Annotated in this window: 18 protein-coding genes, 1 pseudogene and 1 riboswitch; of the genes and pseudogenes, 9 read left to right on the top strand and 10 right to left on the bottom strand. The window is 69.7% G+C overall.

Going from position 1 to position 22,719, the window contains the following annotated elements:
• Positions 1-378: 378 nt before the first annotated feature.
• Entirely contained in the window at positions 379-675 is a 297-nt protein-coding gene (locus MWN52_RS04850) for an FmdB family zinc ribbon protein (protein ID WP_286576861.1), read from the bottom strand.
• A gap of 65 nt (positions 676-740) precedes the next feature.
• Positions 741-2,042, bottom strand: a complete 1,302-nt coding sequence (locus MWN52_RS04845; RefSeq protein WP_286576860.1) for a cation:proton antiporter — start codon at positions 2,040-2,042, stop codon at positions 741-743.
• A gap of 223 nt (positions 2,043-2,265) precedes the next feature.
• On the opposite strand from MWN52_RS04845, the gene MWN52_RS04840 reads away from it, so the two are divergent.
• The 3 genes from MWN52_RS04840 to MWN52_RS04830 all read left to right on the top strand — a co-directional run bounded on the left by MWN52_RS04840 (position 2,266) and on the right by MWN52_RS04830 (position 6,062).
• The gene (locus tag MWN52_RS04840) at positions 2,266-3,507 is read left to right on the top strand and encodes an MFS transporter (RefSeq protein ID WP_130515810.1); all 1,242 of its coding nucleotides are present in this window, start codon (positions 2,266-2,268) and stop codon (positions 3,505-3,507) included.
• A gap of 61 nt (positions 3,508-3,568) precedes the next feature.
• Positions 3,569-5,860, top strand: coding sequence for a glucosylglycerol-phosphate synthase (ggpS, locus tag MWN52_RS04835; RefSeq protein WP_130523703.1), 2,292 nt, complete (start codon positions 3,569-3,571; stop codon positions 5,858-5,860).
• Between the two features lie 37 nt (positions 5,861-5,897).
• Positions 5,898-6,062, top strand: a complete 165-nt coding sequence (locus tag MWN52_RS04830; RefSeq protein ID WP_425608081.1) for a phosphatidate cytidylyltransferase — start codon at positions 5,898-5,900, stop codon at positions 6,060-6,062.
• Positions 6,063-6,069: 7 nt separating this feature from the next.
• On the opposite strand, the gene MWN52_RS04825 is transcribed toward MWN52_RS04830, so the two are convergent.
• Entirely contained in the window at positions 6,070-7,398 is a 1,329-nt protein-coding gene (locus tag MWN52_RS04825) for a DUF6056 family protein (RefSeq protein WP_286576858.1), read from the bottom strand.
• Complete coding sequence (locus MWN52_RS04820) at positions 7,395-7,907, bottom strand: hypothetical protein (protein ID WP_286576857.1); 513 nt, start codon at positions 7,905-7,907, stop codon at positions 7,395-7,397. The genes MWN52_RS04825 and MWN52_RS04820 overlap by 4 nt, the downstream gene beginning before the upstream one ends.
• A gap of 47 nt (positions 7,908-7,954) precedes the next feature.
• On the opposite strand from MWN52_RS04820, the gene MWN52_RS04815 reads away from it, so the two are divergent.
• Entirely contained in the window at positions 7,955-9,856 is a 1,902-nt protein-coding gene (locus MWN52_RS04815; protein WP_286576856.1) for an ATP-binding cassette domain-containing protein, read from the top strand.
• Positions 9,857-10,064: 208 nt separating this feature from the next.
• Here MWN52_RS04815 and MWN52_RS04810 read toward each other — a convergent pair whose 3' ends face one another.
• Complete coding sequence (locus tag MWN52_RS04810; protein ID WP_345783507.1) at positions 10,065-11,099, bottom strand: Lnb N-terminal periplasmic domain-containing protein; 1,035 nt, start codon at positions 11,097-11,099, stop codon at positions 10,065-10,067.
• 109 nt (positions 11,100-11,208) lie between these two features.
• On the opposite strand from MWN52_RS04810, the gene MWN52_RS04805 reads away from it, so the two are divergent.
• Entirely contained in the window at positions 11,209-12,036 is an 828-nt protein-coding gene (locus tag MWN52_RS04805; RefSeq protein ID WP_131660594.1) for an aldo/keto reductase, read from the top strand.
• A gap of 446 nt (positions 12,037-12,482) precedes the next feature.
• Here the strand turns inward: MWN52_RS04805 and ppc are convergent, their stop codons facing one another.
• Complete coding sequence (gene ppc / locus MWN52_RS04800) at positions 12,483-15,212, bottom strand: phosphoenolpyruvate carboxylase (protein WP_425608080.1); 2,730 nt, start codon at positions 15,210-15,212, stop codon at positions 12,483-12,485.
• A 98-nt stretch (positions 15,213-15,310) separates the two neighbouring features.
• Positions 15,311-15,400: riboswitch (S-adenosyl-L-homocysteine riboswitch) on the top strand.
• Positions 15,401-15,438: 38 nt separating this feature from the next.
• Between ppc and ahcY the strand changes: the two genes are divergently transcribed.
• The 4 genes from ahcY (at position 15,439) to ybaK (ending at position 18,457) form a co-directional block, all read left to right on the top strand.
• Complete coding sequence (gene ahcY, locus MWN52_RS04795; protein WP_130515798.1) at positions 15,439-16,881, top strand: adenosylhomocysteinase; 1,443 nt, start codon at positions 15,439-15,441, stop codon at positions 16,879-16,881.
• Between the two features lie 147 nt (positions 16,882-17,028).
• Positions 17,029-17,313, top strand: a complete 285-nt coding sequence (locus MWN52_RS04790; RefSeq protein WP_130533591.1) for a type II toxin -antitoxin system TacA 1-like antitoxin — start codon at positions 17,029-17,031, stop codon at positions 17,311-17,313.
• 1 nt (position 17,314) lies between these two features.
• Positions 17,315-17,614, top strand: coding sequence for a type II toxin-antitoxin system RelE/ParE family toxin (locus tag MWN52_RS04785; RefSeq protein ID WP_286576854.1), 300 nt, complete (start codon positions 17,315-17,317; stop codon positions 17,612-17,614).
• A 369-nt stretch (positions 17,615-17,983) separates the two neighbouring features.
• Entirely contained in the window at positions 17,984-18,457 is a 474-nt protein-coding gene (ybaK, locus tag MWN52_RS04780) for a Cys-tRNA(Pro) deacylase (RefSeq protein WP_286576853.1), read from the top strand.
• Positions 18,458-18,472: 15 nt separating this feature from the next.
• Here ybaK and MWN52_RS04775 read toward each other — a convergent pair.
• The 4 genes and pseudogenes from MWN52_RS04775 to MWN52_RS04760 form a co-directional block, all read right to left on the bottom strand.
• Positions 18,473-19,896 (bottom strand): annotated as a pseudogene (locus MWN52_RS04775) (OprO/OprP family phosphate-selective porin).
• Between the two features lie 117 nt (positions 19,897-20,013).
• Positions 20,014-20,790 (bottom strand): ABC transporter permease, encoded by a 777-nt coding sequence (locus tag MWN52_RS04770; protein ID WP_130515792.1) that lies wholly within the window; start codon positions 20,788-20,790, stop codon positions 20,014-20,016.
• Entirely contained in the window at positions 20,774-21,607 is an 834-nt protein-coding gene (locus tag MWN52_RS04765; RefSeq protein ID WP_130515790.1) for an ABC transporter ATP-binding protein, read from the bottom strand. Before MWN52_RS04765 ends, MWN52_RS04770 begins: the two co-directional genes overlap by 17 nt.
• 15 nt (positions 21,608-21,622) lie before the next feature.
• Complete coding sequence (locus tag MWN52_RS04760) at positions 21,623-22,699, bottom strand: ABC transporter substrate-binding protein (RefSeq protein ID WP_286576851.1); 1,077 nt, start codon at positions 22,697-22,699, stop codon at positions 21,623-21,625.
• Positions 22,700-22,719: the final 20 nt, after the last annotated feature.

Here is a 22,719-nt window from a genome sequence, read left to right as displayed (position 1 = left end):
CCCCACGAACCGAACCGAAGAGCAGCGGAGCGAGCTCCGCTCTACAGGGTGGCTGCGACGTGAACAGAAGAGACAGTGGCTCTCACGGCGATGGCGTCCGCGCCCGGGAGGATCGAGGCTGCGCGGCAATCGAGCAGGGCTTCTTTCGACTTTCGACCCGAGGCCATCTGCGTAACGCGCGCGGCAGCGGTCCGGCGGGCGGGGGCCGCGCCTAGCGAGGCAGGACGCCGAGCGCCCGAATCAGGGCAGGATGCCCTGATTGAGGGAGAAGTGGCCCCCGCCCGCCGGACCGCTGCCCTTCCGGAGCCAGAGCGCGCTCGCCGGGCTCCGGAAGATCGAGGGACGAACCTCTCGCAGCCCAGCGAAGCAGGCGATCGATCAATCGCCGCTGGATGGCGTAGCAGGCTTGGTCTCGCTGGCCGCCGGCTTGGACTCGCTGCTGCCGGAAGCGCTGCTGCCCGCCCCCTCGACCAGGTTGCGCTTCTTGTCGCCGTCCTTCTTGAAGTCGGTCTCGTACCAGCCGCCGCCGGCCAGGCGGAACGCCGGCGCCGTCACCTGGCGCCTGACGGTCTGCGCGCCGCATTGCGGGCAGGTGTCCGGGTCGGGGTCGGAGAGCTTCTGCAGCTTGTCGAAGCTGTGGCCACAGGTGGCGCACTGGTAGGCGTAGATCGGCATGGCGATGACAGGGGTTGGCGTTAGCGGATTGCGGGCGCCAACGGTGGGGGCTGGAGGGCGCCGAATCAAGCGGTCCGGTCGGTGCGATCGGCATCCTCGGGCAGCGGACCGGCATCCTGCGCCGGTGGCGCGGCCGCGCGCACCCGCTCCTGGTGGAATTCCGAAGCCCCCGGCGCCAGCAGCGTGGCCGCCGCCCCGCCGGCCGCCGGGGCGTAGCGCTCCGGCGCCGTCTCCACCGGATCCACGTCGAACGGCGTGCGGAACACCAGCGAAGGCAGCAGCGTGGTCAGCGTCGCATACAGCAGCAGCCCGCCGAACAGCGCATCGGGGATGGCGAAGCGCTCGCGCAGCACCCCGGCCAGCACCAGCGTGAAGATCAGCGTCGGCGCCAGCGCCGTGCCGATGCGCAGGCCGGTACGGAAGGATTCGCCGAAGGTCAGCTTGCGCTGCAGCGCCAGCAGGCCCACCCGCAGCGGCAGCACCACCGCGGTCAGCGCCAGGCCCACACCCAGCGCCCCCAGGCTCAAGGCGCCGGCCGGCACCTTGGTGCCCGAATAGAAGAAATAGAACGGCACGAAGAAACTGGCGAACAGCCGCACCGCGTGCAGGTTGTCGTGCGAGGCCAGCGTCGGCATGCGCTGGCGCAGCAGGCGCGCCACCAGACCGGTGACGAAGGCGCCGACCAGATCGTGCACGCCGATCAGATGGGTCACGTAGGCGGCAATCACGCCGACCATCACCAGCAGCGAGAACTCCGCGCCCGGCGAATGCGGCAGCACCCAGCGCCCCAGCGCGATGAACAGCAGCGGCAGGCCGACCAGCATGGCCAGCAGCGCCAGCGTCGAGCCCAGCATCTCCAGCGGCGGGCTGGCCGACTGCAGCACCACGAACAGCGCCGCCAGCGCCAGCAGCTCGCCGGCGATGGCCTTGTTGGTCACCCAGAACTGCTCCTTGGTGTCCAGCCCCAGCCGGCCCAGCGTGTCGATGATGAAGCCGGTGGAAGGCGTCAGCAGGGCCAGCGCCAGCAGCGCGGCCGCCTGCCAGGACAGCCCTGCATAGCGCCAGGCCAGCCACGCCACCACGGCCAGGCTGGCCGAGCGCGCGACCAGATGGATGACCAGCTGCTTCCAGCCCTTGCGCAGCGCCTTGGGGTCCACCTCCAGGCCGGCGAACAGGAACAGCGAGGAGATGCCCAGCGAGGCCATCAGCGCCACCACCCCGTCCTCGACCGGCTTGCCGATGATCAGCGCGGCGACCACGCCGAAGGCCAGGCAGGTCAGCGGCGCCGGCAGCTTGAACTGCTGCAGGAACCGCGGAATGACCAGCAGCCCGAAGATCAGCAGCAGGTAGATCAGTTCTTGGCTCACGACGGTCCTTTCATGCGGGGTGGGCGAGGATGCGAGGCATGCTGCAATGCAGCATGACCGTCCCGGAGGATGCGGCCAAGGGATGGCTTCGGGCACCCCGGCGCGCGGACGCAGGACGCCGCTGCGCTTGGGGGTCGCGCACCTTACGCAACTTTCCCCAAACTAATCAATATGTTATGATGATGAAGGTGACCAACTCTCCTTCCCCCAGAAGGTCGCGTTGATGCTGCGGCTGTTCACCCTGCTGCTGGGCGTGGCCCTGCTGCTGACCGGCAGCGGCCTGCTCGGCACGCTGCTCGCGGTCCGCGGCGCGCAGGCCGGCTTCGACGATCGCACGCTGGGCCTGGTGATGTCGTGCTACTTCGCCGGGTATTTCTTCGGCACCTTCATCGGCCCGCCGCTGATCGGCCGCATCGGGCATATCCGCGCCTTCGCCTTCTTCGCCGCGCTGGCGGCCATCGCCGTGCTGCTGCACCCGATCTGGCTCGATCCCTGGGCCTGGGGCCTGCTGCGCCTGGTCACCGGCGTGGCGCTGGTCGGGCTGTACACCGTCATCGAGAGCTGGCTCAACGCCGAGCCCAATGCGAGCACCCGCGCGCGGGTGTTCTCGGTCTACATGATGGTCAACCTGTCGGCGCTGGCGCTGGGCCAGGTGCTGCTGGGCTGGGGCGGGATGGCGATGGCCACCCTGTTCTCGCTGACCGCCATCCTGCTGTGCGCCTCGGTGATGCCGGTGGCGGCCACGCGCCTGCAGCAGCCCGAGGTGCCGCCGATCCAGCGCTTCAGCCTGCGCCGGCTGTATGCGCTGGCGCCGGCGGCCACGGTCGGCGCGGCGCTGTCGGGCCTGGCGATGGGCGGCTTCTGGGGCCTGTCGCCGGTGTACGCCAGCCGCATCGGCCTGGACACGCGCGGCGTGGCGCTGTTCATGCTGGCCGCGATCGCCGGGGGCGCGCTGCTGCAGGTGCCGATCGGCCGGATCAGCGATGGCCGCGACCGCCGCCTGGCGCTGGCGCTGGCCGCGCTGGCCGCCGCGGGCGTGGCCCTGGCGATGCTGCTGCCGGCGGTCCAGGCCGACCGGCGGGCGCTGTTCGGGCTGTTCTTCCTGTTCGGCGGACTGAGCTTCTCGCTGTATCCGTTCGCGGTGGCGCACATGCTCGACTACCTGCCGCGCGAGCACCTGCTGTCGGGCTGTTCGAGCCTGCTGCTGGTCAACGGCGTCGGCTCCGCCATCGGCCCGGCGCTGGCCGGCGGGGCGATGCAGCGTCTGGGCCCCTCCGCGCTGCCGATCTACTTCGCGGTGATGCTGATCGCGCTGGCGGCCTATCTATTCGCCCGGCTGCGCTTCCACCGCGACCGCACCTTCGCCGCACCCTTCCGCCCGATGCTGCGCACCACGCCCACCGCGCTGGAGCTGATGCCGGAAACCGAACCCCCATCGCAACCTCAAGAGGAACGTTTTGACTGATCTGACCCCACCCATCCGCAACACCTCACCCCGCTCCACCCAGGCCCGGCCCGATCCGCGCCTGATCCTGGCGACCGACCTGGACGGCACCTTCCTGGCCGGCGACGCCGAGCAGCGCCACCGCCTGTACCGCCTGGTCGACCAGCACCCCGAGATCTGCCTGATCTTCATCACCGGGCGCGGCCTGGAAGCGGTGATGCCGCTGCTGACCGACCCCGCGATTCCCCGCCCCGACTATGTGGTGTGCGACGTCGGCGCCACCGTGGTCGACGGCCATACGCTGCAGCCGCTGCAGCCGCTGCAGTCCAAGATCGACAGCCGCTGGCCCGGCGACTACACCGTGGCCGCCGCGATGCGCGCCTTCCCCGACCTGGTCCGCCAGGACGTGCCGCAGGAACGCCGCTGCTCCTACTACTGCGACCCGGACACGCTGGCGCCGATCCGCGCCGACCTGGAGGAGGCCGCGCATGCGCTGGGCTGCTCGGTGCTGTATTCGGCAGACCGCTACCTGGACATCCTGCCGCCGGACACCGACAAGGGCCGCACGCTGAAGGCGCTGGCCCGGCAGCTCAAGCTGCCCAGCGAACGCGTGCTGGTCGCCGGCGACACGCTCAACGATCTGTCGATGTACCTGGCCGGCTTCCGCGGCGTCTGCGTGGGCGATTCGGAGGCCGCGCTGATCGAGGCCACCGGCGCGCTGTCCGACGTGCTGCACGCCAAGGCGCCCGGCTGCGGCGGCATCCTGGAGGCCATCGCCCACTTCAAGCTGCTCGACAAGGACGATCCGTGGCTGCCGGTGGCGCGCACCGCGCCGACCGGCAAGGCGCAGCTGCTGATGGTCTACCACCGCCTGCCCTACGAGGAGGTCGTGGAGGACGGCGAGCTGGTGCGCCGGCAGCCCAAGTCGCCCAACGGCATCATTCCCTCGCTGCTGGGGTTCTTCCAGGGCGGGCAGACCGGCTCCTGGGTGGCCTGGAGCATCGACGATCCCAAGCACGGGCCCTTCCAGACCCACACTTCGGTCGATGAGCGCTATCCCAACCTCACCGCCGCGCGCGTGCCGCTGAGCAAGACCGAGGTGGACATTTTCTACAAGCGCTTCAGCAAGGAGGCCTTCTGGCCGATGCTGCACGTGTTCTGGGAGCGCGCGCGCTTCCGCGAGGACGACTGGAAGGTGTTCCTCAAGGTCAACCGCAAGTTCGCCGAGGCCACCGCGGCCGAGGCGGCCGAAGGCGCGACGGTGTGGATCCACGACTACAACCTGTGGATGGTGCCGGCCTACCTGCGCGAGATGCGCCCGGACCTGAAGATCGCCTTCTTCCACCACACCTACTTCCCCTCGGCCGACGTGTTCAACGTGGTGCCGTGGCGGCGCGAGATCATCGGCAGCCTGCTGTCCTGCGATTACGTGGGCTTCCACATCCCGCGCCAGGTGGAGAACTTCGTCGACGTGGTACGCGGGGTGGCGCCGGTGGAACGCATACGCACCGAGAGCTGCGCGCCGCGCTTTCTCACCTACGGCTGCGCGGTGGGCCTGGACACGATGACCACGCGCCTGCGGGTTGCCGGGCGTGAGGTGGCGCTGGGGGCCCATCCGGTCGGCACCGACCTGCGCCGCATCAACCAGGTGCTGGCCAACCCGGAGGTGCGCAACAACATCTTCAAGCTGCGCCGCGAGATCGGCGCGCGCAAGCTGGTGCTCTCGGTCGAACGCCTGGACTACACCAAGGGCACGCTGGCCAAGCTGGAGGCGTTCGAGCGCCTGCTCGAATCGCACCCGCAGCTGCACAACAAGGTCACCCTGCTGATGATCTGCGTGCCGGCGGCCAAGGAGATGACGGTCTACCGCCAGCTGCAGAACGCCATCGAACAGGCGGTCGGCCGCATCAACGGCCGCTTCGCGCGGATGGACTGGACGCCGGTGCGCTTCTTCGCTCAGGCCTTCCCGTTCGAGGAGGTGGTGGCGCATTATGCCGCCGCGCAGGTGATGTGGATCACCCCGCTGCGCGACGGGCTGAACCTGGTGGCCAAGGAGTTCGTCGCCACCCAGGGCATCGAGGGCGGCAACGGCGTGCTGGTGCTGAGCGAATTCGCCGGCGCGGCGGCCGAGCTGAAGGGCGCGGTGCTGACCAATCCGCACGATCAGGCCGACCTGACCGCGGCCCTGTCCCAGGCCCTGCGCATGCCCGAGGACGAGGCCGCCGGCCGCCTGCGCCAGCTCAACGACATCGTCGAGTACTACGACGTGGACCGCTGGGGCCGCGACTTCCTGGCGGCGGTGCGCGACTTCACCCCGGCCTCGGCCGAGGTGCACGCGCTGGCCGCCGCGCCGAAGCGGGCCGCCCACGCTTGACCGGCCACGGCCGGCGCCCTGCCCGGGCGCCGGCCGTTTGCTGGGCGGGCTGGCGCTGTCGGCGACCAAGCGCAGCCTGGGCGCCAAGGCCTGGGGCACGATGATCGAGTGGCACGGCGGCGCGCTGGTCCGGCTGGACTCGGTGGTGTTCGCCGCGCCGGTGTTCTTCTCCGGGGTGCGCTACGCGTTCAACCCAGGCTGACGGGCCTTCAGACGAAGGCGGCCATCGTCACGCGCCAGCTGGCCAGCACCACGATCAGCGCCAGCAGGCCGCCGCGCACGCGCGGCCCGTAGTCCAGCCCGATGCGGTCGAGCTGACGCAGGCCGACCACCACCAGCGCCAGCAGGCACAGGAAGGCGATGCGCTGGCCGGACAGATAGGCCGTGGGCGAGAAGCCCATCATTCCCAGCGAGGCCAGGCCCAGCAGCAGCAGGCCCAGCATCCGTGCAGCCTCGCGCCCATCGCGCCAGAAGCCGCAGGCCGCGGCGATCACCACGCAGCCCACGGTGAAGGCCGACCACGCGCTGAGCGCGTACAGCCACGGGTTCCACACCGCATCGCCATCCAGGCGCAGCGGCAGCGACAGCTGCAGGGGATCGCCCGGCACGTGCGGCACGAACAACAGCATCTGCAGCAGCGACACCGCCAGCACCACGCCCAGCCCCGCCTTGAGCCAGCGCGCCAGCGGCGCGCGCCACAGCAGCACCAGGGTCAGCGCGGTGACGGTGCCGAACAGGTAGTTGCGCGGGTCGGTCATCGCCCGCTCGATCAACCCTAGGCCGATGCGCAGCCTCTCCAGCACGTCCAGGTCGGCGAAGTTGGGAAAGCGCATGCCGGTCTCCTCGCGGAACCGCTCGACATTGCCCGGCGCGCTGAGGGCGAAGGCCGCGTTGGCGCACAGCAGCGCCAGCTGCGCCCAGTCCCAGCCGCTGGCCCGGCGCTGCCGGGCGCGCCACAGGCACAGCCCGAGCGTCAGCGGCACCAGCACCAGCGCCAGCTGGTCGCAGTACGCCGCCAGCGCCGCGGCCAGGCAGGCGGCCAGCCGCGCCGGCCAGCGATGGGGGAGGTCCTCGACCAGCGGCACCAGGCTCCACACGCCCAGCGTCACCGGCCATAGATAGTTGAGCGAGCCGGTCAGCCACCAGCACGCCTCGTAGATGGCCTGCGGCGTCATCAGCATCACCAGCGCGAACACCACCCCCATCGCGCCAGGCCACGACCAGCGCGTGCCCGGCCGCGCCAGCCGCGCCAGGCCCACGCACAGCAGCGCCATCACCACCGCGTTGCAGGCGCGCCACAGGCCGGGCGCATGGACGATGGTCACCAGCAGCGCCTCGATCGGCAGCCGCCCGGTCCAGGTGTGATAGCGGTGGACCAGGTAGTCGCGCAGCGTGTAGGTGTCGAGCATGCTGGCGAAGTAGCTGTCGTCGGCCACCGGCGCCGAGCTGATGCCGAAGGCGTGGATCGAGGCGATCGAGGCCAGCATCCAGGCCAGGCCCAGCAGCGGCCAGTGCCAGCGCAGGCGCGGCGCGCTCACGGCGACAGCCCCGCGCAGTCCAGCGGCAGCAGCGCAGGCGTGTCGCCGGCGCGCCAGTCGAGGAACAGCCGCGCGCCCTGCAGCGAGACACCGGCCACGGCCAGGTTCAGCGAGGCGGCGAAGCCGGGCGCGTAATAGGTGCGCTTCTCGCCGGTGCGCGCCTTCAGCAGCGGCGCCAGCTGCGGCCGCGCCTGCCAGGCGGTGTCCAGCGCGCGCAGGCGGCCGTCGGCCAGGCGCAGCAGCACGCGGTTGCCGCCGATCGGCCAGCCCTGGCCCTTGCGGAGGGCCCAGCCCTGCACGCGCAGGCGCTCGCCGTCGACCTCGCAGCGTTCGGTCGCGTACAGGAACATCCCCGGCGCCGGCGCCGCGGCCGCCGCGTCGCTCGCCACCGGCGCGGCGTTGTCGCGCCAGAACAGCAGTGCGTAGAACGCGGCGAAGCCCAGCGCGCAGGTCGCCACGCCGATTCCCGCCCAGCGCGACAGCGCGCGCCCTTCCCTCACCGCCGCCATGCCGTCGTGCCCGCTGCCCGTGCCAGATGCCCGGCTACAATGGTCGCATGTCCCTCCTGCAACTTTCCCGCGTCGACTACAGCGTCGGCGGCCCGCTGCTGCTCGAACAGGTCGAGCTGTCCATCGAACCCCACGAGCGCGTGTGCATCGTCGGCCGCAACGGCGCCGGCAAGTCCACGCTGATGAAGCTGATCGCCGGCGAGCTGCAGGCCGACGACGGCGAGGTGCGCCTGCAGTCGGGCACGGTGGTCGCGCGCATGGCCCAGGAAGTGCCGCCGGACACCGCCGGCAGCATCTTCGACGTGGTCGCCCAGGGGCTGGGCGCGCTGGGCCGGATGCTGGCCGACTACCACCACGCCGTGCACGAGGGCGACATGGACGCCATGGGCCGCGCCCAGGCGCAGATCGAGGCCCACAACGCCTGGGACCTGGACCGCCGCGTGCAGGCCACGCTGGACCGGCTGGAGCTGGACGGCGAATCGGACTTCGCCGGCCTGTCCGGCGGCATGAAGCGCCGCGTGCTGCTGGCCCAGGCGCTGGTGCGCCAGCCGGACATCCTGCTGCTGGACGAGCCGACCAACCACCTGGACATCGAGGCCATCGACTGGCTGGAAGGCTTCCTCAAGTCCTTCGAAGGCAGCCTGATCTTCATCACCCACGACCGCAGCTTCCTGCGCAACCTGGCCACGCGCATCGTCGAGATCGACCGCGGCCAGGTCACCAGCTGGCCCGGCGACTACGACAACTACCTGCGCCGCCGCGAGGAGCGCCTGCACGCGCAGGCGCAGGAGAACGCGCGCTTCGACAAGCTGCTGGCCCAGGAGGAAGTCTGGATCCGCCAGGGCATCAAGGCCCGCCGCACCCGCAACGAGGGCCGCGTCACCGCGCTCAAGGCCATGCGCCGCGAACGCGCCGCGCGCCGCGACCTGCAGGGCAACGTGCGCATGGAGACCTCCAATGCGCAGGCCTCGGGCAAGAAGGTCATCAGCGCCGAACACATCACCCAGGCTTACGCCGGGCGCACGCTGCTGGACGATGTCGCGGTGACGATCATGCGCGGCGACCGCGTCGGCATCATCGGCCCCAACGGCTCGGGCAAGTCGACGCTGCTGAAGATCCTGCTGGGCGAACTGGCGCCGCAGCAGGGCACGGTCGAGCTGGGCACCAATCTGCAGATCGCCTACTTCGACCAGCATCGCAGCCAGCTGGACGAATCGCGCAACGCGCTGGAGAACGTCGCCCAGGGCACCGACTTCGTCGAGATCAACGGCAGCCGCAAGCACATCATCGGCTACCTGCAGGACTTCCTGTTCTCGCCCGAACGCGCGCGCGCGCCGATCACCCGCCTGTCCGGCGGCGAGCGCAACCGCCTGCTGCTGGCCAAGCTGTTCGCCCAGCCCTCCAACCTGCTGGTCATGGACGAACCGACCAACGACCTGGACGTGGAAACGCTGGAGCTGCTGGAAGAGCTGCTGGCCGAGTACAAGGGCACGCTGCTGCTGGTCAGCCACGACCGCGACTTCATCGACAACGTGGTCACCAGCACGCTGGTGCTGGAAGGCGAGGGCCGCGTCGGCGACTACGTCGGCGGCTACAACGACTGGCTGCGCCAGCGCCCGCGCGGCCGCGCCGGCTTCGACAGCCAGGCCCGGCAGACCGACCGCAGCGTGACCGAGCAGGTGGTCGCGGCCAACGCCGCCGCGGCGGCGGCCACGCCCGCTGCGACGCCGAAGAAGAAGCTCAGCTTCAAGGAGCAGCGCGAACTGGAGCAGCTGCCCGCCCGCATCGAGCAGCTGGAAGCCGACATCGAGACGCGCACCGCGGCGATGTCCGGCCCGGCCTTCTTCCAGCAGGACAGCGCCACCATCGTCGCCGAGAACGAGGCCCTGGCCGGCCTGCAGGCCGAACTGGAACGCGCCTACGCACGCTGGAGCGAGCTGGACGGCTGAGCAGCGCAGGCGGCAGGCGGCAGGCGGCAGGCCTAGGCTGAGGCTTGCCAGCAAGCTCCTCCCACAAGCCGCCGCAAACCCACTACCGTCGTTCCCGCGAAAGCGGGAACCCATGGACTTTCGCGTCGAAGCCTCAAGCCACTGGCTTCCCGCTTTCGCGGAAACGAAAAGTCCTGAGCTCTTCCGCATCGATCAGCGCGCGGCGCCCCTACGGCCCCACTTCCCCCGGCACCCCAACCCGAATCGCCCGCGAAAAATCCTCTCCCTCCCCCACTGCCCGCGCCTTGGCCGTGATATGCCCCCGCGCCCGCAACGTCGCGAAGTCGATCCCCGGCATCAACCCGCCATGGTCGGCCACGTAGCGGTCGAAGTACCCCGACAACAGCAGCCGCCAGTCCAGCGGCAGGCGGGCATCGATGCGCCTGGCCAGCTGGAAGATCACCGTGGTGCAGTTGCTCATCACCGTGTTGTAGAACGCCGGCCGCGCGCGCAGCGCGTCGGCCTTGTCCAGATAGGCCAGGAACAGCTGGCGCAACGCGGCCGGCGGCAGGTTGAGCCGGTACAGCCACATGTCCTCGCCGCGCACATTGGTGCGCACGCGCAGGATGTCGTCCTCCTCGGCGGCGACCAGCGTTTCCTCGTACTGGCGGAAGAAGCCGCCCAGCGCGGAGAACGCCTCACCACGCTCCTTGCGGATCTCCAGCGAGAACACCAGATGCCGGCCATCGGCGAAGCCGAAGGACACCAGCGTGTGGGCGATGGCCGGTCCCATCCAGTACGACAGCGCCAGATCGGCCGAACGCAGCTGGGACAGGTCGTAGCGGCGCGTGTCCCAGCGCACGTCGTAGTCGGTGTCGCTGCGCCAGTGGAAGTGGCGCACGTTCTCCAGCACCACCGTATCGCCCTGCACCTGCACCTGCGCCTGCAGCAGGCGCGCGACATCGTCGGCCCAGAGGCGATCCTGCCGCGGCGCCTGCAGCGACCAGCCGGCGAGGAACCCCAGCCAGGCCAGCAGCGCGACACCCGCCCAGCGCGCACCGCTGGCGCGATGACGCGCACGCAGCACCCTCCATCCCAGCCAGAGCCATGCCAGCGCCAGCACGCCGCGCAGCATGTGCGGCCAGTGGTCCAGATAGACGCTGGCCAGCACCGCCCAGGCCAGCAGCGGCGGCAGCAGGCACCAGGTCAGCGCACGGCGCCAGCGGGAGGAGACCGGCGTAGGGGAGTGCGAGTCAGGGCGCATCAGCGCGAATTCGTGAAGGCGTGCATCGTGGCCATCATCGTGCCGGCCTTGGCATGGAGGCAACGTCGTGCCGCCTACACTGCGAGGTCTATCGCGACAGGAGGCTTCCATGCACACCATCCCCGCCCTTGAAATGCTCGACGGCCGCACGATTCCCCAGTTCGGCCTGGGCGTGTGGCAGACCCCGGCCGACGAGACCGCCAACGTGGTCAGCGAGGCCTTCCGGCTGGGCTATCGCCACATCGACACGGCGGCCATCTACAAGAACGAGGAAGGCGTCGGCCAGGCCATCGCCACCTCCGGCCTGCCGCGCGACGAGCTGTTCATCACCACCAAGCTGTGGAACGAGGACCAGGGCTACGACAGCGCGCTCAAGGCCCTGGACACCAGCCTGGGCAAGCTGCAGCTGGACTATGTCGACCTGTACCTGATCCACTGGCCCTGCCCGGCCAAGGGCAAGTTCGTCGACAGCTGGAAGGCGCTGATCGCCGCGCGCGACGCGGGCAAGGTCAAGTCCATCGGCGTGTCCAACTTCCGCGTCGAGGACATCGAGCACATCGCCGCCGAGACCGGCGTGCTGCCGGTGGTCAACCAGATCGAGCTGCATCCACTGCTGCAGCAGACATCGCTGCGCGACTATGGCCAGACCCACGGCATCCTGACCGAGGCCTGGAGCCCGCTGGCCCAGGGCGGCGAGCTGCTGGAGAACGCGATCCTCAAGGACATCGCCGCGCGCCACGGCAAGACCGCCGCGCAGGTGATCCTGCGCTGGCACATCCAGCTGGGCAACATCGTGTTCCCCAAGTCGGCCAACCCGGCGCGACTCAAGGAGAACATCGACGTGTTCGACTTCAAGCTCAGCCTGGACGACATGGCCGCCATCGCCAGCCTGGATGCCGGCAAGCGGCGTGGGCCGGATCCTGCCGAGCTGAATTGAGGCGAAGGAGCGGCGGAAGCCTTCCCGCCGATTCTCTAACAGCCTCATAACTTCATTTCCCCGAGTGACCAATAGCGCTGTGGAAGCCGCGATAGCGGCGACGGGCTCCGCCGGTAAGGCCCCATCGCCGCCACGGCGGCTCCCACCTGTAGAGCGGAGCTTGCTCCGCTGGGGCCTTCCTCGCGAACCAAACCAAGAGCACCGGGGCTTGCTCCGCTGGGGCCTTCCTCGCGAACCAAACCAAGAGCAGCGGGGCTGCTCCGCTGGGACGTTTCCCGCTAACCGAAGGAAGAGCAGCGGAGCAAGCTCCGCTCTACAGGGAGGGCGCGACGTGATCGGAGGAGACAGTTGCTCTCACCAAGCATGTCCGCGACCTGCGCGGGCGTCCATGGAGTCCCGCGTTCGCGGGAATGACGGCCCTATCGCGGGGAGTGGTGCCTTCGGCCTCAGCCGGTGTTCTGCAAGCCCTGCGAGACGCCGTTGACGCTGGCCACCAGAGCGCGCAGGAGGGCGTCGTCCTCGCGGTCGGCGGCACGCCAGCGCTTGAGCAGGTCCACCTGCAGCAGGCTCATCGGATCGACGTAGGGGTTGCGCAGGCGAATGGAGAGGTCCAGGCGCTGATCGTGCTGGAGCAGGCTGTCGTTGCCAGACAGCCTGAGCACCCAGTGGCGGGTGCGCTCGTGCTCGGCCTGGATGCGCGGGAAGAACTGCCCGTGCAGATCGCTGGAGAGCTGGGAGAACAGCGCCGCGATATCCAGATCGCCCTTGGCCAGCACCATGGCGATGTCGTCCAGGAAGGTGCGCACGAAGGGCCAGTCGCGGCCCATCTCACGCACCGCCTCCTCGCCGAACTGCTCCACCGCCGCGGCCAGGCCGCTGCCCACGCCGTACCAGCCGGGGATGGTGGCGCGCGCCTGGCTCCAGGCGAACACCCATGGGATCGCGCGCAGATTGCTCAGCGCCGCGTCCTGGCCCAGCCGGCGCGAGGGACGCGAGCCCAGGGTCATGCGTTCGATCACGTCGATCGGCGTGGCGGTGCGGAAATAGTCCATGAAGCCCTTGGTGCCGACGAAGTCGCGATAGGCCTCGGTGCTGGCGCGCGCGACGGTGTCCATCAGCGTGCGCCAGTGCGCCTCGCGCGGCTCGGGCGGGCGCGGGCGGATGCTCGACACCAGCACCGCGCCCAGCGACTGCTCCAACGAGCGCAGCGCCAGCGCGCGGATGCCGTACTTGCGATGGATCACCTCGCCCTGTTCGGTCACGCGCAGGCGGCCGTCGACGCTGCCGCGCGGCGAGGCGTCGACCGCGCGCGTGGTCTTGCCGCCGCCACGGCTGATCGAGCCGCCGCGGCCGTGGAAGAAGGTCAGCTTGATGCCGAGCTCGTGTGCGGCCTCGAGCAGTTCGACCTGCCCACGCTGCAGGCCCCAGCGCGAGGCCGCCGTGCCGCCGTCCTTGCCGCTGTCCGAATAGCCCAGCATCACCATCTGCGTATCGCCGCGCGCGGCCAGATGCTGGCGGTAGACCGGGTCGGCGGCCAGGTCGCGCAGCACCTCCGGCCCGTGGCGCAGATCGTCCACCGTCTCGAACAGCGGCGCGATGTCCAGCGGCACCTGGCCGTCGTCATCCACCAGCCCGCCGCGCCGGGCCAGGGCCAGCACGGTGAGCACGTCGGCGCGGCTGTGCGCCATCGAGATGATGTAAGCGCCCAGCGCGTCGGCGCCGTGCAGCCGGCGCGCTTCGCCCAGGGCGGCGAAGACCGCGTCCAGGCGCGGATTGCCCTCGTCCTGGCTGGCCGGCAGCGTTTCGGTGCCGGCCGCGTACGGGCGCAGCAGCGTGGCGCGCGCGGCCGCGTCCAGCGTGTCCCAGTCGCCCTGGCCCAGCGCGGCGGCGACCGCGCGGCCGTGCACGCTGGATTCCTGGCGCACGTCCAGCCGCGCCAAGTGGAAGCCGAAGGTGCGCACGCGCCAGAGCAGGCGGCGCACCGCGAACCAGCCCGCGTGCAGGCCCTTGTGCGCCTGCAGGCTGTCCAGGATCAGCTGAATGTCGGCCTCGAACTCCTCCGGCGAGGCGTACGCGCCCGGCGCGTCGTCCAGAGTCGCGCGCAGCCGGGCGCGCATCAGGTCGTTGAGCAGGCGGTACGGCATGTCGCCATGGCGCGGGCGCGACCGCGCGGCGGCTTGCGGCAGCTGCGCCTGGTACTGCGCCAGGCGCGCGCGCAGGGCCTCGCTCACCGGCACCAGCGTGGTCGACTGGCTCAGCAGGCTGGCCAGCTGCCACAGCTCCTTCAGATAGCGCTCCAGCACCACCGCGCGCTGGGCGCGCAGCGTGTCGGCGATGGTGGTGGCATCCACGTTGGGGTTGCCGTCCATGTCCCCGCCCACCCAGGTGCCGAAGCGCAGCACGCGCGGCAGCGGCGGCGCGCTGCCGTAGACCTCGGTGAAGGCGTGCTCCAGCGATTCGTAGAACACCGGCACCACGCGGTACAGCACCTGGGTCAGATAGAAGCCCACGTGCTCGCGCTCGTCGGCCACCGTCGGCCGCACCGGCGAGGAATCGGCGGTCTGCCAGGCTGCGGTCAGCGCCATGCGGAAGCGCGCCGCATCGCTGGCCGCCTCGCCCGGCGTCTGCGCGCCGTCCAGCCCGGCCACCAGCGCGGCGACCATCAGCTGCTCCTTCTCCAGCAGCGCGCGGCGCACCGCCTCGGTCGGGTGGGCGGTGAACACCGGCTCCAGATCCAGCCGCTCCAGCCAGGCGGTGGCCTCCTCCAGGCCGACGCCCTGCTCCTTGAGCCTGAGCAGGCTGGCGTGCAGCCCTTCCGGCTGCGGCGCATCGCCCTGGCGCTGGTAGTCGCGGCGGCGGCGGATGCGGTGCACGCGCTCAGCGATGTTGACCACCTGGAAGTAGGCGCTGAAGGCGCGGATCAGCGCCTCGGCGTCCTCGGCGGACATGCCGGCCAGGGTCGCGGCCAGGCCCTGCGTGCCCTCGCCCTTCTGCCGGCGGGCGATGGCGCGGGTGCGGATGCGCTCGACCTGGGCGAGGAATTCGTCGGACACCTGCTCGGCCAGCATGTCGCCGACCAGCGCGCCGAGCCGGCGCACATCGTCGCGCAGCGTCAGGTCCGGCGCGGCGAATTCCAAGATCGCAGACGATGCCGACAAAGTTGCAGGTGAATTCATCGCGGTCGCGCCAGATGCCGATCTTGGAGGGACGCCAAGCCTACTGCAAAGGCGGCCGTGTTCATCGCCGCCGCGACGCACGGCGATATACTGCTGGCTTCGCCGAGGGGCGCTGCGACCCAAGCCGTGCCATGCACGCGCCACGGGCCAGGCTCGGCGATCCACCTGTGCAACGGCGCCCGGCAACCGCGAGCTTTCCACGCCCGCCCTTGACCGGAGCAACACCATGAATGCGCAACTGAAGACCTTCTCGACCGAAGGCGACTACAAGGTCGCCGACATCTCCCTGGCCGACTGGGGCCGCAAGGAACTGGACATCGCCGAGCACGAGATGCCGGGCCTGATGTCGATCCGCCGCAAGTACCAGGCCACCGCACCGCTCAAGGGCGTGCGCGTGACCGGGTCGCTGCACATGACCATCCAGACCGCGGTGCTGATCGAGACGCTCAAGGACATCGGCGCGGACGTGCGCTGGGCCTCGTGCAACATCTTCTCGACCCAGGACCACGCCGCCGCCGCGATCGCCGCGACCGGTACGCCGGTGTTCGCCTGGAAGGGCGAGACGCTAGAGGAATACTGGGACTGCACGCTGGACGCGCTGACCTTCACCCTGCCCGACGGCACCCTGACCGGCCCGGAGCTGGTGGTGGACGACGGCGGCGACGTGACCCTGCTGATCCATAAGGGCTACGAGCTGGAGAACGGCAGCAAGTGGGTCGACGAGCCGGCCTCCTCGCACGAGGAGCAGGTGATCAAGAACCTGCTCAAGCGCGTGGCCAGCGAGCGCCCGGGCTACTGGACGCGCGTGGTCGCCGACTGGAAGGGCGTGTCCGAGGAGACCACCACCGGCGTGCACCGCCTCTACCAGATCGCCGAGGCCGGCAAGCTGCTGGTGCCGGCGATCAACGTCAACGACTCGGTCACCAAGTCCAAGTTCGACAACCTCTACGGCTGCCGCGAGTCGCTGGCCGATGGCCTGAAGCGCGCGATGGACGTGATGCTGGCCGGCAAGGTCGCCGTGGTCTGCGGCTACGGCGATGTGGGCAAGGGCTCGGCGCATTCGCTGCGCGCCTACGGCGCCCGCGTGATCGTCACCGAGATCGACCCGATCTGCGCCCTGCAGGCGGCGATGGAAGGCTTCGAGGTCAACACCGTCGAAGACACCCTGGGCCAGGCCGACATCTACGTCACCACCACCGGCAACAAGGACATCATCACCCTGGAACACATGAAGGCGATGAAGGACCAGGCCATCGTGTGCAACATCGGCCACTTCGACAACGAGATCCAGGTCGATGCGCTGTACGCCTCGGGCGCGGTGAAGACCAACATCAAGCCGCAGGTGGACAAGTTCACCTTCGCCAACGGCAACAGCATCTTCCTGCTGGCCGAAGGCCGCCTGGTCAACCTGGGCTGCGCCACCGGCCATCCGAGCTTCGTGATGTCCAACAGCTTCGCCAACCAGACCCTGGCGCAGATCGACCTGTGGGCCAACAAGGACGTGTATGAGAAGACGGTCTACCGCCTGCCCAAGCAGCTGGACGAGGAAGTCGCGCGCCTGCACCTGGACAAGATCGGCGTGAAGCTGACCAAGCTCACCGCGCAGCAGGCCGATTACCTCGGCGTGCCGGTGGAAGGCCCGTACAAGCCGGACCACTACCGCTATTGATCGACGCAGCGGTCATCGCGTGATCACGAACGGGCGCCGCGAGGCGCCCGTTCGCATTTGGCGGCTGGGCAGCGTGATCGCCCGGACTGGGTCGCCTGTAGCACGTCTGTGCTACATTGCTGCAAGGTCACCGCCGGAAGCCCTCTCATGAGCACCACGACCATCCGCCTGCCGGACGCACTCAAGGCCCGCATCGCGAAAGCGGCCGAAGCCGCGGGCACCACGTCGCACAACTTCATCCTGGAAGCCATCGCCGAGAAGACCGACCAGGCGGAACGGCGCGCGGACTTCCTGGCGGAGGCCGATCAGCGCTGGGCCGAGTTCCTGGAAACGGGTGAAACCATCCCTTGGGAAGAGGCGCGCGCGTACTTCAGGGCCCGGGTCGCAGGAAAGCCCGCGAAGCGGCCGGTGGCGCGCAAGCTGGAAGACTGAGGTGACGCGTATTCGCCTCGGCCCCGGCGTGATCGAGGATCTGGAGCGGATTGCCGCTTACTTGCGCGACCACGAGAGCGAGCACGCTGGAGACAGGGCCGAGGACATCGTCAGCGCGTTGGACGTGCTGACAGGCAATCCCCTGATCGGCCGCCCGGCCCATGGAGACAACCGCGAACTGGTGATCGGCCGCGGCTCGCGTGGGTACTTGGCGTTGTACCGCTATGTGGACGTGACCGACACCGTGGTCGTGATGGCGCTCCGCGCACAGCGGGGAGCAGGCTATGCACGCGGCACATGAGGCTGACGCCGACACGCGCGCCGCGGGAGCGACGATAGAGGATTCGTTGGCGGCTCCAAGTTATGTGCCCCTGACCGCATGCGCATCCACGCTCGACCCGTCACGGCCAAGCTCCGCGAACCAGCCAGAACGCTTATCGACCCGAAGTCGTCTGCCTGACGCGCGAGGCAGCTGTCCGGCGGGCGGTGGGTAGCCGCGACGAGCGAGGCAGGAGGCCGAGCGCCTTAAGGCAGGACAGGATGCCCTGATTGAGGGATAAGCGGCCACCGCCCGCCGGACCGCTGCCCTTCCGGAGCCGGGACACTCAAGCGTGATCTCCAACCGAGAGATGAGTTTCCTTCAAAGCAGCACCATCATCGATATTCGCCCATGACCCCCGCCATCGCCCTGCTCAAGCGCGAGAAGACTCCCCACACCGTGCACAGCTACGCGCACGATCCCAAGGCCGATTCCTACGGCGGCGAGGCGGTGGAGAAGCTGGGCCTGGACCCCGCCCGGGTGTTCAAGACCCTGCTGGCGGGCAGCGAAACGCATGAGCTGCTGGTGGCGATCGTGCCCGTGGCCGGGCAGCTCGACCTCAAGGCCCTGGCGGAAGCCGCCGGCTGCAAGCGCTGCGAGATGGCCGGCGTCGACGAAGCGCAGCGCGCCACCGGCTATCTGGTCGGCGGCATCAGCCCGCTGGCGCAGAAGAAGCGCCTGCGCAGCTTCCTCGACGCCAGCGCACAGGCCCTGCCCCGCCTGCACGTCAGCGCCGGACGACGCGGCCTGGAAGTCGAACTGGCCCCCGCCGACCTGCTGCGCCTGACCGGCGGCCGCTACGCCCCGATCGGCAAGCTGCGTTGAGCGACCCGCGCCGCCTCAGAACGCCACCTGGAAGCGCGTGTTGAACGTATAGCCCTCGTCCTGCCCCCGATAGGCGCCGCTGCGGTTGTCGGTCTGCCAGAAGACCGCATCGAGCATGACGCGCGCATAGTCGTTGAGATACCAGTTGGTGCCCACCGTCCAGGCATGCCCGGTGCCGCCCGTGGGCAGCTCGTCGTAGTCCACATCCTCGTAGCGCGCGCGCAGCTCCCAGGCTCCGCGCCCACCGGCGTGACCGGATCCTGCACCTTGACCTTGCCCCAGGTGCCGCTCTTGGCCGTATAGGCCGGGCTGGCCCCGAACAGGAACACGCCGCCGGACACCGCCCAGGCCGAGTGATCCACGTCGTAGCGGCCCGCACTGCCCACGCCAGCGATGCGACGCGTGCCCCACTCACCGCTCACCCAGCCCGGCCCGAAGAAACCCGCAGCTTCCACGCCATAGGCCGTGCCACGCTCGGCACCAGCCAGCGCGCCCGGCGCGATCTTGACCAGATCGTTGAAGTGCCCCGAGATCGCCGAGCTGCGCAGCACGCCGGTGGCCCCGGCCGAAATGTCCTCGTGGAAGGCCCACGCCCCCAGATGCACCGTGGCGGTCTCGCTCAACAGCGGGTTCCAGTGCGCGCGCGCGGCCACGGTCAGGCTGTCGTTGTCCTCGCCTGCATTGTTGAGGTCGTTGCCCGCCACCGACAGGCTGGCGTGCCAGCCCTGCCCGAACACCCGCTCGGTCAGCCCCACGCCGAACAGGCCGCGCTGGGGCAGGATCAGCGTGCCGACCACGTTGCGATCGGCGAACGGCGTGTTGGTCGTGCTGCTGGAACCATCCAGGCCGCGGTCGTTGAGCCGGTTGCCGATGCTCAGCTCGGCCTGGGTGCCGAACAGGCGGTGATCGACGCTGGCATAGACCGATTTCCAGGCCACCTCGTTGTCGGCGAAGTCGCCTTCCACCACGTAGCCCAGCCGCCCGTAGCTGCCCTCGGCGCCCAGGCGCACCGAGCGGATCTCGGTGCCGGAGATGTTGCGGTCGGTGAAGTCCGAGCCGCCCGTGCTGGAGGCGTCCACGAACAACCGACCGCGCGGCCGGAAGGTGAAGCTGCCATCGGCATTGGAGAATTGCGGCGCGCCCTTGGACCAGCTGACCTTGGGCGCCTTGGCCTGGGCGGCCTCGACCTTGGCCACGCGCGCTTCCAGCGCGGGGTCCGCCGCTGCCGGCGCAGGAGCGACCACCGCGGTGCTCGCGCTGCCACTGCCTTCGACCGCCTTCAGGCGCGCCTCCAGCTGCTCGATCTTCAAGGCCTGCGCCTGCACCAGGCGGGTCAGTTCTGCCTGGCTCAGCGCCTGCGCGCCGGCCTGGCCGGTGGTCAGCAACAGGCCGATCGCCACCGTCAGCGCTGCCTTGGGCAGCACGTGGATTCGCATCATGGGAAAGCTCTCTCTCGGGCGCGGCGACGCAGGCGCGTCGGCGGCCACACGGGGATGGTGCGGGGGGATGGGTCCAGCGCGGTGCCGGCTAGCGCGCCGGCACCGTGACGCGTGCGATCAGCTGGTCGCGCCCTGCTGGGCGTTGGGACGCCAAGTGATCACGCGGTTCTCGACGATGTCGAGCAAGGCATCGATGATCAGCACGAAGGCGGCCAGGATGATGATGCCGGCGAACACGCCGACCGCGTTGAAGTTGCCTTCGGCCTGCGCGATCAGATAGCCCAGGCCCGCCGAGGCGCCCAGATACTCGCCGATGATCGCGCCGACCACCGCGAAGCCCACCGAGGTGCGCAGCGAGGACAGGATCCAGCTGGCCGCCGCCGGGAAGTACACATGCCGCAGCAGATCGCCGCGCCCGGCGCCGAGGATGCGTGCATTGGCCAGCACGGTGGGATTGACCTCGCGCACGCCCTGCATCGCGTTGAAAAAGGTGGTGAAGAACACCAGCGTCACCGCCAGCGCCACCTTCGACCACAGTCCCAGGCCCAGCCACAGCACGAAGATCGGCGCCAGCACCACGCGCGGGATCGCGTTGAAGCCCTTGATGAACGGGTCCAGGATCCGCGCCGACCGCCGGCTCAGCCCCAGCCACACGCCGCCGGCCACGCCCAGCGCGGTGCCGATCAGATAGCCCAGCGCGGTCTCGGTCAGGGTGATGTAGACGTGCTGGTAGAACGAGGTGTCCGACAGCCAGGTCCACATCTGCCGCGCGATGCCCGACGGCGCCGGGAAGAAGAACGGATCGATCAGCCCACTGGCCACGCCGGCTTCCCAGCCGCCGAACAGCACGACGATCAGGACGATCTGGATCAGTTTGTCAGTCTTGGCGTGCATAGCTCTTCTCCACTTCGCCGCGCAGGCAGGCCCAGATGTCGCGGTACAGGTCGGTGAATCGTTGATCCAGCTTGATCTCGGCCACGTTGCGCGGGCGCTCCAGGTCGACATCGAAGCTGCGCACCACGCGGCTGGCCGGCCCCGCCGAGAGCACCACCACGCGGTCGCCCAGCGCGATGGCCTCTTCCAGGTCGTGGGTGATCAGCACGACCGAGCGGCGGTCCTCCTGCCACAGCCGCAGCAGCTCGTTCTGCATCAGGTGGCGGGTATGGATGTCGAGCGCGGAGAACGGCTCGTCCATCAGGATGACCTTGGGCTCGACGATCAGCGCCTGCGCCATCTGCACGCGCTTGCGCTGGCCGCCGGAGAGCTGGTGCGGATACCGGTGCTCGAAGCCGGACAGGCCCACCTTGGCCAGCCAGGCCCGCGCGCGCTCCTCGCGCTCCTTGGCCGCCATGCCGCGGAAGCGCAGGCCGAGCTCGACGTTCTGCAGCGCGGTCTTCCACGGCAGCAGCGCATCCTGCTGGAACAGGTAGCCCACCGACTTCTGCACGCCCTTGACCGGCACGCCATCGATCGTGATGCCGCCGCTGGCCGGCGTCAGCAGGCCGGCCACCGCGTTGAGCACGGTGCTCTTGCCGCAGCCGGTCGGCCCGACGATGGCGACGAACTCGCCGTTGCCCACCTGCAGGTCGACCTCGCGCACCGCGGTGAAGTCGCCGAAGGACATGGTCACCTTGTCGATGGCGACCATGGTCTCGGCGGGATGGAACTGGGGTGCGCCATTGAGGCTGCGCACACTGGCGTTGAGCGCCATCAGGGAATCCTCCGGTTATTGCCTGGCCGCGGCGGTGGCCGATGCGCCACCTCCGGCGGCCAGGGCACGATCGACGAACGCGTTGGTATAGGTCTTGGACAGGTCCACCTTGGCCTGGGCCACGCCGTCGTTGAACTCGCTCAGCACGGCCAGCGGCGTGGTCAGGTCCTCGGGCACGAAGCGCCCGTCGCGGGTGAAGATGGCGCGCGCGTTCTCCACCGCCTTGGCGTAGGTGGCGCGGTCGCCGGAGACGTAGCTGTCCGGCAGCGCGGCCACGATCTGCTCGCCGCTGTGATCGGCGATGAAGGCCAGCGCGCGCTGCTCGGCCCGCACGATCTTCTCCACCGCCTGCGGCCGCTGCTGCAGGAACGCCGACTGCGCGTACAGCACCGAGGTCGGGTACAGCCCGCCGTAGACCTGGCGCGCGCCGGCGTCGCTGCGCGCATCGATCAGGATCTTGCCGACCTTGCGTTCGGCGATCAGCGTGGCGGCCGGATCGTAGTTGACCAGCAGGTCGACCTTGCCCTGTTCCAGCGCGGCCACCGCGGCGGCTCCGGAGCCCACGCCGATCAGCGACACGGCCGTCTCGGGAATCTTGTTGCGCGCCAGGTAGTGGCGGACGAAGAAGTCCGACGAGGAGCCCGGCGCGGTGATGCCGACCTTCATGCCCTGGATCGTCTGCGGCCTGGCCGGATCGAAGGTGCCGTCGTTGCGCCCGGCCAGCACCAGGCCCGAATTGCGCGAGAGCAGGATGAAGGCGGTGACGTCCTTGCGCTTGGCCTGCATCTGGATGGTGTGGTCGTAGAAGCCCACCGCCACATCGGTCGAACCGGCGACCAGCGCCTGCAGCACCTTCGAGCCGCCCTGGGCGAAGTTCTCGGTCTTGACCTGGAGGCCTTCGTCCTTGAAGTAGCCCTGGGCATCGGCCACGAAGAACGGCAGGTTGTTGAGATTGTAGGAGCCGACGCTGATGCGCACCGGCGCATCGTCGGCGCCCGGCGCGGCGCCGGAGGCGTGGCTGGCGTCCTTGCCGCAGGCGGACAGGGCGAGGGCGGCGGCGACCAGGGTGGCCGCCATGAGTGGCTTGTACATCGATCCCTCCCAGGATGTAT

This window comes from Pseudoxanthomonas winnipegensis (assembly GCF_030322905.1).
Taxonomy (GTDB): Bacteria; Pseudomonadota; Gammaproteobacteria; order Xanthomonadales; family Xanthomonadaceae; genus Pseudoxanthomonas_A; species Pseudoxanthomonas_A winnipegensis.
Note: the sequence above shows the minus strand (reverse complement) of the source record. Positions and strands in the feature narration are given on the sequence as shown.

Excerpts from the sequence above, each read along its gene's own strand:
- MWN52_RS04810 (WP_345783507.1), bottom strand. The coding sequence starts at position 11,099 with ATGCGCCCTGACTCGCACTCCCCTACGCCGGTCTCCTCCCGCTGGCGC.
- MWN52_RS04840 (WP_130515810.1), top strand. The coding sequence starts at position 2,266 with ATGCTGCGGCTGTTCACCCTGCTGCTGGGCGTGGCCCTGCTGCTGACC.
- MWN52_RS04805 (WP_131660594.1), top strand. The coding sequence starts at position 11,209 with ATGCACACCATCCCCGCCCTTGAAATGCTCGACGGCCGCACGATTCCC.
- MWN52_RS04850 (WP_286576861.1), bottom strand. The coding sequence starts at position 675 with ATGCCGATCTACGCCTACCAGTGCGCCACCTGTGGCCACAGCTTCGAC.
- ppc (WP_425608080.1), bottom strand. The coding sequence starts at position 15,212 with ATGAATTCACCTGCAACTTTGTCGGCATCGTCTGCGATCTTGGAATTC.
- MWN52_RS04760 (WP_286576851.1), bottom strand. The coding sequence starts at position 22,699 with ATGTACAAGCCACTCATGGCGGCCACCCTGGTCGCCGCCGCCCTCGCC.
- ahcY (WP_130515798.1), top strand. The coding sequence starts at position 15,439 with ATGAATGCGCAACTGAAGACCTTCTCGACCGAAGGCGACTACAAGGTC.
- MWN52_RS04765 (WP_130515790.1), bottom strand. The coding sequence starts at position 21,607 with ATGGCGCTCAACGCCAGTGTGCGCAGCCTCAATGGCGCACCCCAGTTC.
- ybaK (WP_286576853.1), top strand. The coding sequence starts at position 17,984 with ATGACCCCCGCCATCGCCCTGCTCAAGCGCGAGAAGACTCCCCACACC.
- MWN52_RS04820 (WP_286576857.1), bottom strand. The coding sequence starts at position 7,907 with ATGGCGGCGGTGAGGGAAGGGCGCGCGCTGTCGCGCTGGGCGGGAATC.
- MWN52_RS04815 (WP_286576856.1), top strand. The coding sequence starts at position 7,955 with ATGTCCCTCCTGCAACTTTCCCGCGTCGACTACAGCGTCGGCGGCCCG.
- MWN52_RS04790 (WP_130533591.1), top strand. The coding sequence starts at position 17,029 with ATGAGCACCACGACCATCCGCCTGCCGGACGCACTCAAGGCCCGCATC.
- MWN52_RS04770 (WP_130515792.1), bottom strand. The coding sequence starts at position 20,790 with ATGCACGCCAAGACTGACAAACTGATCCAGATCGTCCTGATCGTCGTG.